The 15060-nt window shown below is 71.3% G+C and carries 15 protein-coding genes; 6 read left to right on the forward strand and 9 right to left on the reverse strand.

From position 1 onward, the window contains the following. The first annotated feature begins 19 nt into the window (after positions 1 to 19). Complete coding sequence (locus tag DFQ59_RS09015; RefSeq protein WP_114279365.1) at positions 20 to 1477, forward strand: autotransporter outer membrane beta-barrel domain-containing protein; 1458 nt, start codon at positions 20 to 22, stop codon at positions 1475 to 1477. Positions 1478 to 1546: 69 nt separating this feature from the next. Here the strand turns inward: DFQ59_RS09015 and DFQ59_RS09020 are convergent, their stop codons facing one another. The 7 genes from DFQ59_RS09020 to DFQ59_RS09050 all read right to left on the reverse strand — a co-directional run bounded on the left by DFQ59_RS09020 (position 1547) and on the right by DFQ59_RS09050 (position 8310). After that, complete coding sequence (locus DFQ59_RS09020) at positions 1547 to 2050, reverse strand: c-type cytochrome (RefSeq protein ID WP_114279366.1); 504 nt, start codon at positions 2048 to 2050, stop codon at positions 1547 to 1549. A 239-nt stretch (positions 2051 to 2289) separates the two neighbouring features. Then, positions 2290 to 3504, reverse strand: a complete 1215-nt coding sequence (gene nosD, locus DFQ59_RS09025) for a nitrous oxide reductase family maturation protein NosD (protein WP_114279367.1) — start codon at positions 3502 to 3504, stop codon at positions 2290 to 2292. Between the two features lie 193 nt (positions 3505 to 3697). Beyond that, complete coding sequence (locus DFQ59_RS09030) at positions 3698 to 4471, reverse strand: Mrp/NBP35 family ATP-binding protein (protein WP_114279368.1); 774 nt, start codon at positions 4469 to 4471, stop codon at positions 3698 to 3700. Between the two features lie 9 nt (positions 4472 to 4480). Beyond that, positions 4481 to 5008: a ferritin-like domain-containing protein gene (locus DFQ59_RS09035; RefSeq protein ID WP_114279369.1), complete on the reverse strand. Its 528-nt coding sequence runs from the start codon at positions 5006 to 5008 to the stop codon at positions 4481 to 4483. Then, positions 5005 to 5829 (reverse strand): 2-oxoacid:ferredoxin oxidoreductase subunit beta, encoded by an 825-nt coding sequence (locus DFQ59_RS09040; protein ID WP_114279549.1) that lies wholly within the window; start codon positions 5827 to 5829, stop codon positions 5005 to 5007. The genes DFQ59_RS09035 and DFQ59_RS09040 overlap by 4 nt, the downstream gene beginning before the upstream one ends. Positions 5830 to 5842: 13 nt before the next feature. Beyond that, complete coding sequence (locus DFQ59_RS09045; RefSeq protein WP_114279370.1) at positions 5843 to 7567, reverse strand: 2-oxoacid:acceptor oxidoreductase subunit alpha; 1725 nt, start codon at positions 7565 to 7567, stop codon at positions 5843 to 5845. Between the two features lie 137 nt (positions 7568 to 7704). Further along, on the reverse strand, positions 7705 to 8310 hold the full coding sequence (locus DFQ59_RS09050) for a TetR/AcrR family transcriptional regulator (RefSeq protein ID WP_114279371.1): 606 nt from the start codon (positions 8308 to 8310) through the stop codon (positions 7705 to 7707). Positions 8311 to 8430: 120 nt separating this feature from the next. Between DFQ59_RS09050 and DFQ59_RS09055 the strand changes: the two genes are divergently transcribed. Next, entirely contained in the window at positions 8431 to 9225 is a 795-nt protein-coding gene (locus DFQ59_RS09055) for an MBL fold metallo-hydrolase (protein WP_114279372.1), read from the forward strand. A 139-nt stretch (positions 9226 to 9364) separates the two neighbouring features. Here the strand turns inward: DFQ59_RS09055 and DFQ59_RS09060 are convergent, their stop codons facing one another. After that, on the reverse strand, positions 9365 to 10276 hold the full coding sequence (locus DFQ59_RS09060) for a LysR family transcriptional regulator (protein ID WP_114279373.1): 912 nt from the start codon (positions 10274 to 10276) through the stop codon (positions 9365 to 9367). Positions 10277 to 10403: 127 nt separating this feature from the next. On the opposite strand from DFQ59_RS09060, the gene DFQ59_RS09065 reads away from it, so the two are divergent. The 3 genes from DFQ59_RS09065 to DFQ59_RS20500 are packed head-to-tail and all read left to right on the forward strand — an operon-like array spanning position 10404 to position 12844. Next, on the forward strand, positions 10404 to 11006 hold the full coding sequence (locus DFQ59_RS09065; protein WP_114279374.1) for an NADPH-dependent FMN reductase: 603 nt from the start codon (positions 10404 to 10406) through the stop codon (positions 11004 to 11006). Between the two features lie 15 nt (positions 11007 to 11021). Then, positions 11022 to 11948: a glutathione S-transferase family protein gene (locus DFQ59_RS09070; protein WP_114279375.1), complete on the forward strand. Its 927-nt coding sequence runs from the start codon at positions 11022 to 11024 to the stop codon at positions 11946 to 11948. Between the two features lie 5 nt (positions 11949 to 11953). Then, on the forward strand, positions 11954 to 12844 hold the full coding sequence (locus DFQ59_RS20500; protein WP_147275208.1) for an EamA family transporter: 891 nt from the start codon (positions 11954 to 11956) through the stop codon (positions 12842 to 12844). Here the strand turns inward: DFQ59_RS20500 and DFQ59_RS09080 are convergent. After that, a complete protein-coding gene (locus DFQ59_RS09080; RefSeq protein ID WP_114279377.1) occupies positions 12780 to 13730 on the reverse strand; it encodes a LysR family transcriptional regulator in 951 nt (316 codons plus the stop codon). The two genes, DFQ59_RS20500 and DFQ59_RS09080, sit on opposite strands and share 65 nt — an antisense overlap. A gap of 103 nt (positions 13731 to 13833) precedes the next feature. Here DFQ59_RS09080 and DFQ59_RS09085 point away from each other — a divergent pair, with 103 nt between their 5' ends. Beyond that, positions 13834 to 15003: an MFS transporter gene (locus DFQ59_RS09085; protein ID WP_170142102.1), complete on the forward strand. Its 1170-nt coding sequence runs from the start codon at positions 13834 to 13836 to the stop codon at positions 15001 to 15003. Positions 15004 to 15060: the final 57 nt, after the last annotated feature.

A 15060-nucleotide genomic window follows, 5' to 3' on the forward strand; every position in this document is an offset into this window, starting at 1 on the left:
AACAATAATAGGGAACAACATGAACAAGCTGACTTTCGCCGCATCCGCGGCCGCCCTGGCCTTCGGGGCGCTGCAGAACGCCCACGCGGCCTCCTACGAGTACGTGGGTTCCTGGAACGTGGGCGAGGGCCCGCAATGGAGCACCAATCCCCCGGTCTACTCGGCCCAGGAGGCCGCCGCCCTCCTCTACGGCGGCAACCCGGAGGACTACGCCATCTCCACCGTCTCCGCCGATCCCGCCGACATCAACTACCTGGCCTACCTCGACGGCTGGGGCGACAGCCAGTACCTCTACAATCCCCAGCCCCAGGACTGGAAGCTCGACGTCGGCAACCCGGGCTACGACGATCCCGGCGGCAGCGGCACCGCCTACTCCGCCTATGTGCTCGACCACAGCTGCATGGATCGCTACAGCGATCCGAACGCGGTGTGCACCGACGCCTTCATCAACTACGCCTTCCTCATCATCCGCGGCGGGATGCCCATGACCTTCATGCCGCTGCTGCTGGAGGGCAGTGCCCGCAACCGGCTCGACACCCTCTACCAGCGCCGCGAGAGCACCGGCGGCGGGACGGATCGCCTGGCCCTGGCGGACGGACCCATCCGGCTGGCGGCGGCGGACACCGGCACCCGGACCGACGCCGGCGACACGGCCGGCACCATGGCGCCGGCCGGCACCGGTTTCTTCCTGGAGTCCCGCTACGCCGATTTCCAGCGCTCCGCCGATGGCGACGGCAACGGCCTGGACGGCTCCGGCTGGCAGTTCACCGCCGGCTACGACCAGCACCTCGGGGACAGCCTCATGGCCGGGGTGGCCCTGGGTTACGACAACCTCCAGGGCGACTCCCTCCTCGCCGGCAACAGCGCCGAGGGGGACATCTACAGCCTCTCCGTCTACGGCCGCTACGCCCCCGGGGGCTGGTATGCCGACGGGGCGCTCGGCTACGCCTACGGCGACTTCGACACCAACCGCGACGGCCACCGGGGCGGCACCAACAGCGATCAGCTCTTCGCCGAGCTGCGGGTGGGCACCCACCGCGACCTGGAGTTCGGGGTGACGGCCTCGCCCTACGCCGGGTTGCGCTACACCTGGAACGGCATCGACGGCTACCGCGAGCGCGGCGCCGGGGGCTACACCTACGACGACCATGACAGCGAGGCCGCCTACGGCCTGTTCGGCGTCCGGCTCGACTTCGGCAGCCACGCCAGCGGCGGCTGGGTGCTCAGGCCGTCGCTGGATGCGACCTTCAGCAAGCGCCTGACCGGCGGCAACGACGACCTGGACTACCTGGACGCTTCATCGAACCCCTCCAGCGCCTCCGTGCTGGACTTCGACGAGCGGGGCGCGGGCCTCAGCGCCCGCCTGGAACTGCAGCGCAGCCGGGCCTACAGCCTGCTGCTGGGCTTCGGTCTCGCCCACGGCAGCGAGGGCACGACCAGCAAGTCGGCCTACATCGGCGCCACCATCCCCCTCTGAACCCCGTCCGCGTCACCAGGCCAACCCCGCTCCGGCGGGGTTGGCTTTCCCTGCCGGCCGCCCCCGGTCTCAGCGCGCCGCCTGCCGGTTCGGCAGGTTCCGGGGCACGAAGTCGATGTAGGGGGTGTTGACCGCCACGCCCGGCGGGACATACTCCGGCGCGGCCTCGCCCGGCTCGCCCAGGGAGCGGATGAAGGCGTACACGGCGCGCAGGTCCTCATCGCTCATGTCCCGCAGGCTGAACCAGGGCATGGGGGGGCGCATCTCCCGCCGCGCCGCCTGCAGCCACTGAGCCTCGTCCAGGGACTGGGCGACGAGGCGCAGGTTGGCCGGATAGGTGGTGCCCCAGGGGCCGCTGAAGCCCACCGGATTGCCCCGGAGCCACTCCTCCAGCGGCACCTTGCCGCCCGATTCCGGGTAACCCCGGGTGTGACAGTCGTTGCAGCCGCTGGTGGACACCACGTAGCGGCCCCGCTCCACCGCGGCGGCGGAGTCTCCGGCGGCCTGCGCCCACCCACCCGAAAGCAGGGCGGCCGTGACCAGGCCGCCCCAGGCAACATTCCGAATCCTCATGGCAATCCTTCCTCTCCGCATATTGTTATGGATGCAACCGTTGGGCCGGCGGTGAGGCTCCCGCAGCCGGCAGATACCGTCCATGTGCAGTCTTTGAGCTTAGGGGGAAACGGGGCGGGGCACTGCTAAATGATGGCTAACAAAACCCTAAATATTTCTTAAACGGCGGGAATCCATGGGCACCCGGTGGCCACGAACCCCGCGGGTCGGGCGGCGGGGGAGTCCGGACCGCGGGGAAATCACCGGACCCGCGGGGCCGGATCACGCAGGATCATGGGCGGGTCGGAAAAGGGCGCCAGCCGTTCCATGAAGTCGACCAGTTCCAGCACCGGGGAGCGGCGGAAGAAGCGGATCATGGGCCGATCGAGCCAGATGCGGTCGGCATAGAGATAGACCTCGTAGGGCTTGTCGCCGATCCCGTCATCATCCCGGTCGAACCCCTCGTAGTCGTCCCAGTAGTTGCCGCGCCAATCGTTGTCGAGCACCGTGCTGAAGACGGTGACCGCCACGGGAAGAAAGTTCTCCTCGAAACGGTTGTCGTGGATGAGATGGCCACCCTTCTCGCCGTAGAAGTACATGGCGATGTCGTTGTAGGCGAAGTGGTTGTGGCGGATGTAGAGCAGATTCTCCGGATACACCGGCGAATTCGCCTCCAGGCCCACGGCGCAGTGCAGGATCTCGTTTTCCTCCACCACCACCTGGGAGCTCTCCTTGAAGGCCAGGGCGATGCCGGGCACCTTGCGCACATTCTGGATGCGGTTGCCGCGGATGGAGAGATCGTCGGAGTAGAGCGAGAAGATGCCGGTGATGTTGCCGCTGATGAGGTTGTGCTCGGCGCTGTTCTCCGGGGAATAGATGAACTCGATGGCGATGCGCCCGTCGCGGATGGTGTTGCCGATCAGGCGGTTGCCGGAGGAGTTGGTCAGCACGATGTCACGGACCCGGACCACCTCGTTGTTCTCGATGAGGTTGTCGTGGCTGTTCCAGAGGCGGATGCCGTCGCCCCGCAGGCTCAGGCCGACGTCCCTGGAGGTGATGCGGTTGCCGCGCACCGTCGCGTTGTCGGACTGCTGCAGGCTGATGCCGTGCAGCACATCGTCGATGACGAGATCCTCGAGCACCACGCCGTCGGAATCCTCCACCCACACCCCGCCATCCACCGCATCGTAGCCGTTGCCGGAGTGGGTGATGCGCATCCCCTTCACGGTGACGCCGTCGGAGCGGATGGTGAGGACCGTGCCTTCGCCCTGGCCGTCGAGGGTAACCTCGCCGCCGCCGTCGATGGTGATGGGCTTGTCGATCACCGCCGGCCCGCCATAGGTTCCGGGATCGAGCCGCAGCACGCCGCCCGGGGGCGTGATCGCCACGTAGATCTGCAGCGGCGGCAGCGCACGGGCGGGACCGGCAAAGAGCAGGGACCACAGCGCCAGCAGAGGTAACCAGGAATGTCTCACGTTCACTACCCGGTGAGGAGAACCCAGGGCCGAACCGGGGCAATGGCCAGCCCGCCGGTAGGAAAGGATAAGGTCGACAGTCCGGAGGGATCATTGAGCCCGGACAAGTTTATTCAACAAAATATCCTGGGCTGACAGATATTTATCAATTTTCCACCGGGCCGGCCGGGGCTTCGCGCCGTACGTCCGCGCCCTACTGGAGGCGGATATGCCAGCCGCGCTTCACCTGCTCGGCGATGCGCCCGAACGCGAGGCTGGCGGGATTGTCCGGGGATCGGATCAGGATCGGCGCGCCCGCGTCACCCGCCGCCCGCAGTTCGGGCTCGATGGGGATGGAGCCGAGCAGCGGGATACCCGTTTCCCGGCTCAGGGCCTCGCCGCCGCCGGCGCCGAAGATGTCGATGGGCGCCGCCCCGGGGGCGGCGCGGAAGCCGGCCATGTTCTCCACGATGCCCGTCACCGGGTTGCCCAGGCGCTGGAACAGGTGGATGGCGCGCCGCACATCCGCCACCGCCACCGCCTGCGGCGTGGTCACCATCACCACCTCCGCGGCGGGAATGGACCTGGCGATGGTGATGGAGGGATCCCCAGTACCCGGGGGCAGGTCCACCACCAGGCAGTCGAGCCGCCCCCACGCCACCTGGTCCAGGAACTCCTTCACCGCCCGTGACACCATGGGGCCGCGCCAGATGACCGGCTGCGCCTCGTCCACCAGGAACCCGATGGACATGATCAGCAGGCCGAACTTCTCGACGGGAACGAGGGCGTCCCCCTCCCGCACCGGCTCGGTGCTGATGCCGAGCATAAGGGGGATGCTGGGGCCGTAGACGTCGGCGTCGAGCAGGCCGACGCTGAAACCCCGCGCCGCGAGACCCAGGGCCAGGTTGATGGCGACGGTGGTCTTGCCCACTCCGCCCTTGCCGCTGGCGACGGCCACCACGTGCTCGACCTGTCCGATGCCCGCCATCGCCCGCCCCTACTCCGACACGTTGGGCGGGTCCAGATCCTCCGGCGGCTCCTCCGCCCGGCACTGCTCCCGCGCCAGCCACTCCTGCAGCATGGCCACGTGCTGCTCCTCCTCCGCGGCCATCTCGGCGGCGATGAAGCGCACGTCGGGATCCGGGGCGCTCTCGGCGACCCCAGCGTAGAAAAGCTGGCCGCGGGTCTCGTTGTGCAGCGCCAGCTGCAGGGCCTGGCAGCGGTTCATCAGGTAGTGGGTGTCCTCCGCGCAGGCCGATTCGGGTGCGTCGGGACAGGTCCACTTGAAGTCCCACGGGGCGATGGTGGGCAGCTCCAGCCCCGCCGCCCGCTGCTTCACCTCGCGGGCATGGGCGTCGCCGTAGCTGGCCAGCCGGTGGAACAGGCTGGCCACGTCGGGGTTGTTGTGCACCTGCATGGTGTCGGCCAGTTCGCGGTAGCGCTCCGCCGACTCCAGCTCCAGCTCCAGGGCGTGGGCCAGCAGTTCGCCCACCGTGGCGATGGTCTGGTCCGTTTCTGCGTTCATAGGCGGAACTCCTCCTCGATCTCCGCGATCGAGGCGCTGGCTTGGTTGCGCGGCTGCCACACGGGCAGCTCCTCGGCATAGAGAATGCCGGTGGTCATGCCATCGTCGGCCTGGAGGATGCGGGCCGCCTCCACGGCGTTGCCGGTGGGCTCCGCCTCGAGCCCGTGCACCTGTTCCTTCCAGTCGCGGTGATCGGGACGGAAGGTGGGGCACGGGCTCAGGACCTGGACGAAGGCGAAGCCCGGGTACTCGATGGCCGCCGCCAGGATGCGGGTCAGGCCGCTGGGGTCGCCGGAGAAGCCGCGGGCGATGAAGCCCGCCCCCGCGGCCAGGGCGATGGCGGCCGGCTGGAAGCGGCGCACCCCGGGGCCGTGGGGCGTCATCTTGCTGTCCATCCAGTCGGGCCCGGTGGTGGGCGAGGCCTGGCCCTTGGTCATGCCGTAGACCTCGTTGTCCATCACGATGTAGGTCATGTCCATGTTGCGGCGGCAGGCGTGGAGGAAGTGGTTGCCGCCGATGGAGAAGCCGTCGCCGTCGCCTCCCACCGCCAGCACGGCCAGGTCGGGGCGGGCCGCCTTCAGCCCGGAGGCGGCGGCCAGGGCGCGGCCGTGGACGCCGTGGAACCCGTAGGCATTGATGTAGGCGGGCAGGCGCGAGGAGCAGCCGATGCCGGAGATGAGGGCGGCGCGCTCCTTGGGCAGCCCCAGGTGGGCCAGCGCCTTGGTCAGGGCCGAGAGCACGGCGAAATCGCCGCAGCCCGGGCACCAGACCGGCTTGATGTCCGACTTGTAGTCCTTCGCCCTGAGGGCGGCAACGGTCATCATGTTCTCCTCCTCAGGCCGTGGCGGTGACGGCGGCGACGATCTCGCCCGGCCGCAGGGGCAGCGGTCCGGGGCGGGCGAGGGAACGGGCGCCGGCCGGCAGCGCCTGCTCGGCGTGCAGGTAGCGGAACAGCTGCGCGCCGTGGTTCTGCTCCACCACCCACACCCTTTCCGCGCCCGCCAGCGCCTCCGCCAGCGCCGCCCTTCGCAGCGGGGCCAGCAGGCGCAGGGCGATGATCCGCACCGGCGTTCCGCCGGCCTCCAGCCGCCCGGCGGCCTCCAGCACGGCCCCGGCGGTCGAGCCCCAGGTGACGATGGCCAGCGGACCGGCGCCGTGCAGCTCGGCCCAGGCCGGGCCGTAGTCGAATCCCTCCAGCTTGCGCAGGCGCTTGTCCAGCTGCGCCTGGTGATCGGCCGCCTGGCTCGAGGGGGTGCCGCGCTCGTTGTGCTCCAGCCCGTCGGCGGTATAGATCCCGCCCGGCACCCCCGGCAGGGTCATGGGCGAGACGCCGTCGGCGGTCAGGGCATAGCGCCGGTAGTCCTCCTCCGGCTCCTCCTCCACCCGCCGCGCCAGGGGCGCGGGGGTGCGCACGGGCGCCTCGGTAATCACCCGCGACTGTCCCAGGGACTGGTCCGAGAGCACCAGCGCCACGGTCTGCAGGTGCTCGGCCAGCTCCACCGCCCACTGGGTGGTGAAGACGCAGTCGCGGATGGACAGCGGCGCCAGCACCAGGTGCGGGGCATCGCCGTGCATGCCGTGGAGGGCGATGTTGAGATCCGACTGCTCGGACTTGGTGGGGATGCCGGTGGAGGGACCGCCGCGCATCACGTTCACCACCACCGCCGGAATCTCGCTCGCCACCGCCAGCCCCAGGCCCTCCAGCATCAGGCTGAGGCCGGGGCCCGAGGTGGCGGTCAGCGACGGCACCCCGCCGAAGGAGGCGCCGATGATCATGTTGACGGAGGCCAGCTCGTCCTCCGCCTGCAGCAGCGAGCCGCCCACCTGCTCCAGGCGCGGGGCCAGCCACTCCAGCATCTCGCTGGCCGGGGTGATGGGATAGGCGGCCACGAACCGCACCCCGCCGCGCAGGGCGCCCACCCCGCAGGCCTCGTTGCCGCCGATGTTCCAGCGCCCCTCCGTGCCGCCGCCCGGCGCCGGCAGGGCCACGAACGGCTCCGGCGCCAGGGCGTAGCCCGCCGCCACACAGGCCAGCGAGGCCTCCAGCACGCTGCCGCCCTTGTCGGCCAGCACCCGCTCCACCCCCGCCGCCAGCGCCTCCCGCGGCAGGCCGCAGATGGCGCCCACCGCGCCGAGGGCGACCATGTTGAGCCGCCCGCCGTCAATCGCCGCGGCCTGCTCCTTGAGCGGCAGCGGGACCTGCCGCGCGCCGCTCCCGGCAAGCGCCGGGGGCACCGCGCCCACCCCGGGATCGAAGAGGATCACGCCCTCCCCGTCGAGGGGGATTTCGTCGGCGAAACGGTTCACGTTGAGCCAGTCGAGCCCCACCAGGAGGTCGAACCGGTCCCCCATGCAGCCCAGCGGCTGCCCGCCGAAGCGGACCATGGCGGCCGACTCGCCGCCGCGAATCTGGGGACCGGAGGAGCGGGTCAGGAGTCCGTAGCAGCCCGCCCGGGCCGCCGCCTCCAGGAGGATGAGGCCGGCGGTGACAGCGCCGCTGCCGCCGGAGCCGGTGATGGCCACGGAGAGCGCGCGCGCCGAACTGGAGTCGGAATTCATTCCGGTTCTTTCCTTGCACAGAGAATGCCCAGCACGAAGCATAGGCCAACCGGCGCCCAAGTTCGCCGATGGAAATCAATCCCGCCCCGGGATCGGGGGGTCGCGGCCGGAACACGCCATGCCTCGCCGGTCCGGCATCAGCCGCCGCCGATGCAGGCCATCCAGCGGGCGGCGAGCGCCGCCATGGCGTCGGTGTCCAGCCCCAGCCGCTGCAGTTCGTCCCAGGTGGTGAAGCGCAGGGCGAGCGCCGTGGTGGCCTCCAGCGCCTGCCGATCAGCGGGCGCCGGCTTCCAGGCCGCCACCAGGTCGTCGCGCACGCCGGCCAGGTGGGCCTCGACCCGGTCCATGGGTCCGGCCAGCGCCGGCACCTGCGCCAGGTCGCGGTAGGCGGCCCGCCACATGCCGGCGGTACGGCGGTAATAGGAGTAGAAGTCCGCCAGCGCGGCCCGGCAACGGGCATCCGCATCCGCAATGCCTTCCCACTGCGCCGGGACCGGCGGCGGATGGAGCGACAGCCAGTGGCTGGTGCAGGCCTCGAACAGGCTCGCATCGTCGGGGAAGTGGCGGTAGACGGTCAGCCGCTGCACGCCGGCCCGCCCGGCGACGGCGCTCACCGTGGTGGCGCCGGGGCCGAGCTCCTCGTGCAGGGCCATGGCGGCCGCCACGATCCGGGCCCGGGTCTCGTCCTGCTTCGCCGCCCGCTGGCGGAGGGTGTATTTGCGCCTCTTCATTTCGGTGAGCATATATGTTCACCGAATTCTTGACAAGCGGGCCGGCGCCCGTCTAGCCTTTTCGATGAACACACATGTTCACTCATATAACCGCCGTGAAAACGGGACCCACCGCCAGAGAGGAACCACCCCATGAACGCTCCCCGCATGACCGCGCCACGCGCCGTGGCCCCCGACATCGACGGCCTCGGCACCTGGCTGCCGATACCCGGCTTCGGCCTGCTGGCGATCAACGCCTTCCTCATCCATGCCCCGCAGCCGGTGCTGGTGGATACCGGCCTGGCCAGCCAGCGCACGGAGTTCCTGGAGCACCTGCGCGCGCGCATCGACCCCGCCGCACTGCGCTGGATCTGGATCACCCACACCGACCTGGACCACATCGGCAACCTCGCGGCGGTGCTCGAGCTGGCGCCCGCGGCCCGGATCGTCACCACCTACCTGGGCATGGCGAAGATGAACCTGGCCGGCCTGCCTGTGGACCGGGTCTACCTGCTCAACCCGGGCCAGTCCCTGGACATCGGGGATCGGATGCTGCAGGCGGTCAGCCCCCCCTGCTTCGACGCCCCGGAGACCACCGGGCTGCTCGAAACCCGCAACCGCACCCTGTTCAGCGCCGACTGCTTCGGGGCGCTGCTGGAGGCCCCGGCGGAGAACGCCGCCGCCATCGAGCCGCAGGCGCTGCGGACCGGGATGGCGAGCTGGGCGCGGGTGGACGCGCCGTGGCTGGACCGGGTCGAGGCCGGCGCCTTCGGACGCACCCTGGCGGCGGTCCGGGCACTGGAGCCGGCGCGGATCCTCGGCAGCCACCTGCCGCCGGCGGAGGGCATGACGGAGACCCTGCTGGAAAACCTCGACGCCGCCCGCGCGGCGCCCGCCTTCGCCGGCCCGGACCAGGCGGCGCTGGAACGACTGCTCGCCGCGGCCTGAATCCCGGGGCGGGAACGAGCGAGGCGGCCGCGACGGCAAGCGCGGCCGTCGCGGCCAGGCCACCGCAAGGCCCCCGGAACGTGGCGGAGGAGGCCGGAGTCCGCACCGGGGAATCAGGGCCGGGCCACCCGGCCCCGCGTCAGGCGGGGCGGTCCCAGGGCGGGACCGCCCCGAACCGCTCGGCGAAGTAGGCCACGAAGGCGTGCACCTTGGGCGAGAGGTGGCGCCGCTCCGGGTAGACGGCGTAGACGGCCGTCTCCAGGGTGGCATGGCCCGGCAGCAGCGCCCGCAGGCGTCCCTCGCGCAGTGCGTCGCCCACGGTGAAAGTGGGGGTGAGGATGACGCCCAGCCCCGCCAGGGCCGCCTCGCGCAGCGCCAGGCCGCTGTTGGCGTTCAGGTCGCCCCGCACCGGCACCGCCAGGTAGCGGCCGTCGGGGGTGCGGAAGCGCCACTCCCGCGGGCTGTCCTGGTAGCGGTAGGCCAGGCAGTTGTGACCGGCCAGATCCTCCGGGACGGCGGGCGTGCCGTGACGCGCGAGGTAGGCGGGCGCGGCGCAGACCACGTGCCGGCAGGGCGCCAGGCGCCGCGCCACCAGCGTCGAGTCGGGCAGCTCGGCGATGCGCACCGCCAGGTCATACCCCCCCGCCACCAGGTCCACCTGCCGGTCGTCCAGGTTCAGTTCCACCTCCAGCCCGGGATGCCGCGCCAGCAATCCCGGCAGTGCCGGGGCGATGTGCAGGATGCCGAAGGACATGGGCGCGTTGAGACGCAGGGTGCCGCGCGGTTCGCCCTGCAGCCGCGACACCTCCTGCTCCGCCTCGTCGATGGCCTCCAGGGCCTGCCGGGCCCGGTCGTGGAACGCCACGCCCACCTCCGTGAGGGACAGCCGCCGGGTGGTGCGGTGGAGCAGCCGCGCCCCGAGCCGGTCCTCCAGCCGGGAGACGTACTTGCTCACCACCGCCTTGGAGAGCCCCAGCGCCTCGGCGGCGGCGGTGAAGCTGCCGGACCCGACCACCTGCACGAAGACCGCCACATCGTTCAGCTTGTCCATGGACCGCCCCGTCTATTGGTTAACATTCATGAACAGTCTATTCGATAGATCCCAGATTATTTAATTCGCGGCTGCTACTACGCTGTCACCCAGGTCGATGAACACACCACGCATCGGAGGTGACAGCATGAAAACCCGGACCCGTATCCTCGCCCTCGCCGGCAGCACCCGCGCCGGTTCCTGGAACCACCTGCTGCTCGAGAACGCCGCCGCCGGCGCGCGCCAGGCCGGCGCCGAGGTGACCGTCGTGCGGCTGCGGGACTATCCCCTGCCGCTGTTCGACGAGGACCTGGAAGCGGCCGGCGGGCTGCCCGAGCCCGGCCGCCGGCTGCGGGCGCTGTTCGCGGCCCACGACGGGCTGCTGCTGGCCTCGCCCGAGTACAACGGCTCGGTGACCGCGGTGCTGAAGAACACCCTCGACTGGCTCTCCCGGGGCCACGGCGGCGCCGCCCCGCTGAGCCTGTTCCGGGGCAAGTCCGCCGCCCTGCTGAGCGCCTCCCCCGGCGGGCTCGGCGGGCTGCGGGGCCTGGTCCACGCCCGCGCCATCCTCGGCAACCTGGGGCTGCTGGTGCTGCCGGAGCAGCTGGCCCTGCCCGCCGCCCACGAAGCCTTCGACGCGACCGGGCGGCTGCGGGACGGCCGCCGGCAGGCGGAGGCGGAGGCGCTGGGTGCGCGGCTGGCGGAGATCACCGCGCGACTCGCCAGGGACCCGCTGGCCACCGCGGCCTGAAACCGGGAGAGACCCATGGACAACACGGCATCCAGCATCGACAGCGGCCGCTTCGTGCGCCCCGAGAGCGCCTTCCGCAACGCGGTGAGCGCCGACGGCGCAAGCGGCTTTCCGGCGGTACCCGGCCGCTACCGGCTCTACGTCTCGATGGCCTGCCCCTGGGCCCACCGCACCCTCATCGCCAGGGTGATCAAGGGGCTGGAGCGGGTAGTGAGCGTCGGGGTGACCGATCCGATCCCCGGCACGCGCGGCTGGCGCTTTCCCGGCGCGGGCGATCCCGTCACCGGAGCGCGCCACCTGCGCGATCTCTACGAGCGCGCCGCACCGGGCTACGACGGCGTGGTGAGCGTGCCCCTGCTCTGGGACACGGTGGCGGGGCGGCCGGTCAACAACGAGTCGGCCGAGATCCTGCGCCAGCTGAACGGCGCCTTCGAGGCCTGGGCCCGGCCCGGCACGGATCTCTACCCCGCGCCCCTGCGCCGTGAAATCGACGCGGTCAACGGCTTCGTCTACGCGCACATCAACAACGGCGTCTACCAGGCGGGCTTCGCCCGCAGCCGCGGTGCCCGTGACGAGGCGGTGCGGCGACTGTTCGGCGCCCTCGATGCGCTGGAGGAGCGGCTGTCGCGGCAGCGCTGGCTGGTGGGCGAACGGCCCACGGAGGCGGACTGGCGCCTGTTCACCACCCTGGCGCGCTTCGACACCGTCTACCACGGGCTCTTCCGCTGCGACCTGCGGCGGCTCACCGACTACCCGGCGCTGTGGGCCTACACCCGGGAGCTCTACCAGCAGCCGGGCATCGCCGCCACCCTGGACCTGGCGCAGGTGAAGCGGCACTACTACCTGGGCCACCCGGAGCTCAACCCCGGCGGGGCGATGCCCGTCGGCCCGGACCCCGATTTCGGCGCGCCCCACGGACGCGACGCGCTGGGCGGGGGGTGATCGCCATGGAGCGCCTCTCCCTGCTGCTGGTTACCGGCATCCTGATCTCCGCCGTGCTCCTGCTGGGCAAGGCGGCGGCCGCCGCGGGGCTGCCGCCCCTGACGCCGCTGCTGTGGCAGGTGGCGGGCGGCGGTGCGCTGATCCTCGCCCTGGCGGCCCTGCGCGGCGACATCCCGCGGACGGACCGCCGCCACCTGCGCTACTACGCGCTCAGCGGCCTGCTGGGGGTGACCCTCCCCTACGCCCTGACCTACTGGGTGCTGCTGCACCTGCAGGCGGGACTGCTGGCGCTGCTCACGGCATTGTCCACGCTGTTCACCCTCGTCCTGGCCCGGCTGCTGGGGATGGAGCCCCTGCGCCCGGCCCGGGTGGCGGGGTTGCTGCTGGGGCTGGCCGGCGTGGCCGCCATCCTGCTGCCGCGCCTGGCGCTGCCCGGGGCGGGGGCCCTCGGCTGGGCGGTGCTGGCGCTGCTGGTCCCCCTCTCCCTGGCGCTGGCGAACATCTACCGCACCCGGGCCTGGCCGGCGGGCAGCTCGGCGCTGTCGCTGGCGGCGGGCACCCTGCTGGTCCAGGCGCTGGGGGTGGGCGCGGCCGGCCTGCTCGCCGGCGCCATCGCCTGGCCCGCCGCGGAGCACGCCGCGACCGCCTGGGCCCTGCCCGGCATCGCGCTGCTGTCCGCCCTCACCATCCTCGGCACCTTCACCCTGCAGCGGATCGGCGGGCCGGTCTACCTCAGCCAGCTCGGCTACGTCATCACCGCCGCCACCCTGCTGCTCGGTGCCCTGCTGCTCGGCGAGCGCTACCCGGCCCCGGTATTCGCCGCCACCGGCCTCATCGCCGCCGGACTGCTGCTGGCGAACGGGCGTCCGCGCCGGGTGACGGTGAGGGTGGAGTAGCCCGGCGCCACACCGGCGGGTCGCCGATAAGCTCGACCAGGAAGTCGATGAAGCTGCGCACCTTGGCGGGCAGGAAGCGGCGCTCGGGATAGAGTGCATAAAGCGCCGCCCCCTCTTCCTCTCCCTCGAACAGCACCTCCAGGCGCCCCGCCTGCACATCCTCGGCCACCACCCAGTCGGGCAGGTTCACCAGCCCCAGGCCGCCACGGGCGGCACCGAGAAGACTCTCCACGTCGTTGCTCAGCAGCGGCCCGTCCAGCACCAGCCGCTCCCCGCCCACCCGCCAGTTCACAGGCCCGGGAAGATCCCCGTATCCCAGACAGTCATGCCCCGCCAATTCCGCCGGCGACCGCGGCCTGCCGCGCTCCTGGAGGTAGGCGGGACTGGCACACGCCCACAGGCGGCTCGGTGCGATTCGCCGCGCCACCAGGCGGGAGTCCTCCAGCACCCCCACCCGGATGGCCAGGTCCACCTGTTCGGCGTGCAGGTCGACGAGACGATCGCTGAGACTGAGCACCACCCGCACGCCCGGGCAGCGGCGGTGGTACGCCGCCAGCATCGGGGCGACGTAACGGCGGCCGAAAGGGGAGACCACGTCCAGGCGCAGCGTTCCACGTGGCTCATCCTGGAGTCCGGACACCAGTTGTCCCGCCTCATCCACCTCCCCCAGGATGCGCCGCGCGCGCTCCACGTAACGCTCCCCCGCCTCCGTCAGCCGCAGGCGACGGGTGCTGCGCACCAGCAGGCGCACCCCCAGGCGCGACTCGAGCTGATCCACCTGCCGCGCCACCGAGGATGGCGCCATGTCGAGCCGCCGTGCGGCGGCTGAGAAGCTGCCGCTGTCCACTGTGGCGACAAAACAGCCCATGGCGTAAAGGAGATCCATGATCTTTGCGACATTAACAAAGGTGAACTGCAGATCATCCTATTTTTATGCGCAACAGACAAATGCAGCATCGCTCCCGGATTTCATCAGTCCGGAGAATGCCATGAACCCGCTGCCTCTTTTCGCCCTCTGCGCCTTCCTCGTCGGCCTCGACGCCCTGGTGGTGGTGCCGCTCGCGCCGGCCATGGCCGGCGACCTCGGCCTGCTCCCCGTCCACGCCGGCTGGCTGGTCACCGCCTACAGCCTCGCCTATGCCCTTGGCGCCCCCCTCTTCGGCCCCCTCTCCGATCGCCACGGCCGTGTGCCGATCCTCCAGGCGGGGCTGGTGCTGTTCACTCTCGCCACCGCCGCCCTCGCATTCGCCCCCGACGCCGTCTCCGCCTTGCTGCTGCGCGGATTCGCCGGCCTCGGCGCGGCGGCCATCACGCCGACCCTTTTCGCACTGCTCGGTGACAGTGTCCCGCCCGAGCGGCGTGGGCGTGCCACCGGAGTGGTCTACGGTGCGATGATCAGCGCCACGGTCCTCGGCGTGCCCGTGGGCAGCCTGGTGGCCGACATGGCCCGCTGGCCCTGGACCTTCGCCGGCGTGGCCGTGGCCGGACTGACGGCCCTGTTTCTGGTTGGACGCCGGGCGGGTCGCCTGGAGCCGGCAGTTCCGGCCGCCGACGCCTCCGGGCACTTCACCGACACCGTGACCGTCACGCTGTCGGACCGCAGGGTACGGTGGGCCCTGCTCACCACCCTGCTGTGGTATGCCGCCCTCTACGGAATGTTCGCCAACGTGGGCGTCCTCTACAGCCTGCGCTTCGGGCTGGACACCACCCGGATCGGCCTCGTTATCCTGGTGGCGGGCAGCGCCAGCGTGGTGGGCAACCTCCTCGGCGGCCGTCTTGCCGACCAGTTCAATCCCTGGCCGATCCTGGGACTAGCCGCCCTCTGCGCCGGGGGTGCCGTACTGCTCCTCGCCCACCTGGACGAACGGCTGCTGCAGGCAGCCCTCGGGCATACGGTCTGGGCCTTCCTGGTGGGCCTGGGCTCGGCACCGCTGATGGCGCTGGTGACCGGCCTGCGGAGCACCGAGCGCGCCACCGTGCTGGCCCTGAACAGCACGGCCATGTACCTCGGCATGAGCCTCGCCAGCGGCCTGGCGGCACGGCTGCTCGGCGAGGGGGGATTTCCCCTCGTCGGGACGCTCAGCGCCGCCATCTACTTCGGCGTCTCGGTCCTGGCCCGACGCCTCGCACCGTCGGCCGTTGAGAGCAGGGCGGCCTGATCGCCTTGACACGCCGGCTCCACGGACCAGACTTCATCCGTTCCTCCGCCGGGCCGC

It is taken from the genome of Thioalbus denitrificans, assembly GCF_003337735.1.
Taxonomy (GTDB): Bacteria; Pseudomonadota; Gammaproteobacteria; order DSM-26407; family DSM-26407; genus Thioalbus; species Thioalbus denitrificans.

Bases quoted from the DNA above. Each gene is read 5' to 3' on its own strand.
- DFQ59_RS09020 (WP_114279366.1), bottom strand. From the start codon at position 2,050: ATGAGGATTCGGAATGTTGCCTGGGGCGGCCTGGTCACGGCCGCCCTG.
- DFQ59_RS09065 (WP_114279374.1), top strand. From the start codon at position 10,404: ATGAAAACCCGGACCCGTATCCTCGCCCTCGCCGGCAGCACCCGCGCC.
- DFQ59_RS09045 (WP_114279370.1), bottom strand. From the start codon at position 7,567: ATGAATTCCGACTCCAGTTCGGCGCGCGCGCTCTCCGTGGCCATCACC.
- DFQ59_RS09060 (WP_114279373.1), bottom strand. From the start codon at position 10,276: ATGGACAAGCTGAACGATGTGGCGGTCTTCGTGCAGGTGGTCGGGTCC.
- DFQ59_RS09070 (WP_114279375.1), top strand. From the start codon at position 11,022: ATGGACAACACGGCATCCAGCATCGACAGCGGCCGCTTCGTGCGCCCC.
- DFQ59_RS09035 (WP_114279369.1), bottom strand. From the start codon at position 5,008: ATGAACGCAGAAACGGACCAGACCATCGCCACGGTGGGCGAACTGCTG.
- DFQ59_RS09080 (WP_114279377.1), bottom strand. From the start codon at position 13,730: ATGGATCTCCTTTACGCCATGGGCTGTTTTGTCGCCACAGTGGACAGC.
- DFQ59_RS20500 (WP_147275208.1), top strand. From the start codon at position 11,954: ATGGAGCGCCTCTCCCTGCTGCTGGTTACCGGCATCCTGATCTCCGCC.
- DFQ59_RS09030 (WP_114279368.1), bottom strand. From the start codon at position 4,471: ATGGCGGGCATCGGACAGGTCGAGCACGTGGTGGCCGTCGCCAGCGGC.
- DFQ59_RS09050 (WP_114279371.1), bottom strand. From the start codon at position 8,310: ATGCTCACCGAAATGAAGAGGCGCAAATACACCCTCCGCCAGCGGGCG.
- DFQ59_RS09055 (WP_114279372.1), top strand. From the start codon at position 8,431: ATGAACGCTCCCCGCATGACCGCGCCACGCGCCGTGGCCCCCGACATC.
- DFQ59_RS09085 (WP_170142102.1), top strand. From the start codon at position 13,834: ATGAACCCGCTGCCTCTTTTCGCCCTCTGCGCCTTCCTCGTCGGCCTC.
- DFQ59_RS09015 (WP_114279365.1), top strand. From the start codon at position 20: ATGAACAAGCTGACTTTCGCCGCATCCGCGGCCGCCCTGGCCTTCGGG.
- DFQ59_RS09040 (WP_114279549.1), bottom strand. From the start codon at position 5,829: ATGACCGTTGCCGCCCTCAGGGCGAAGGACTACAAGTCGGACATCAAG.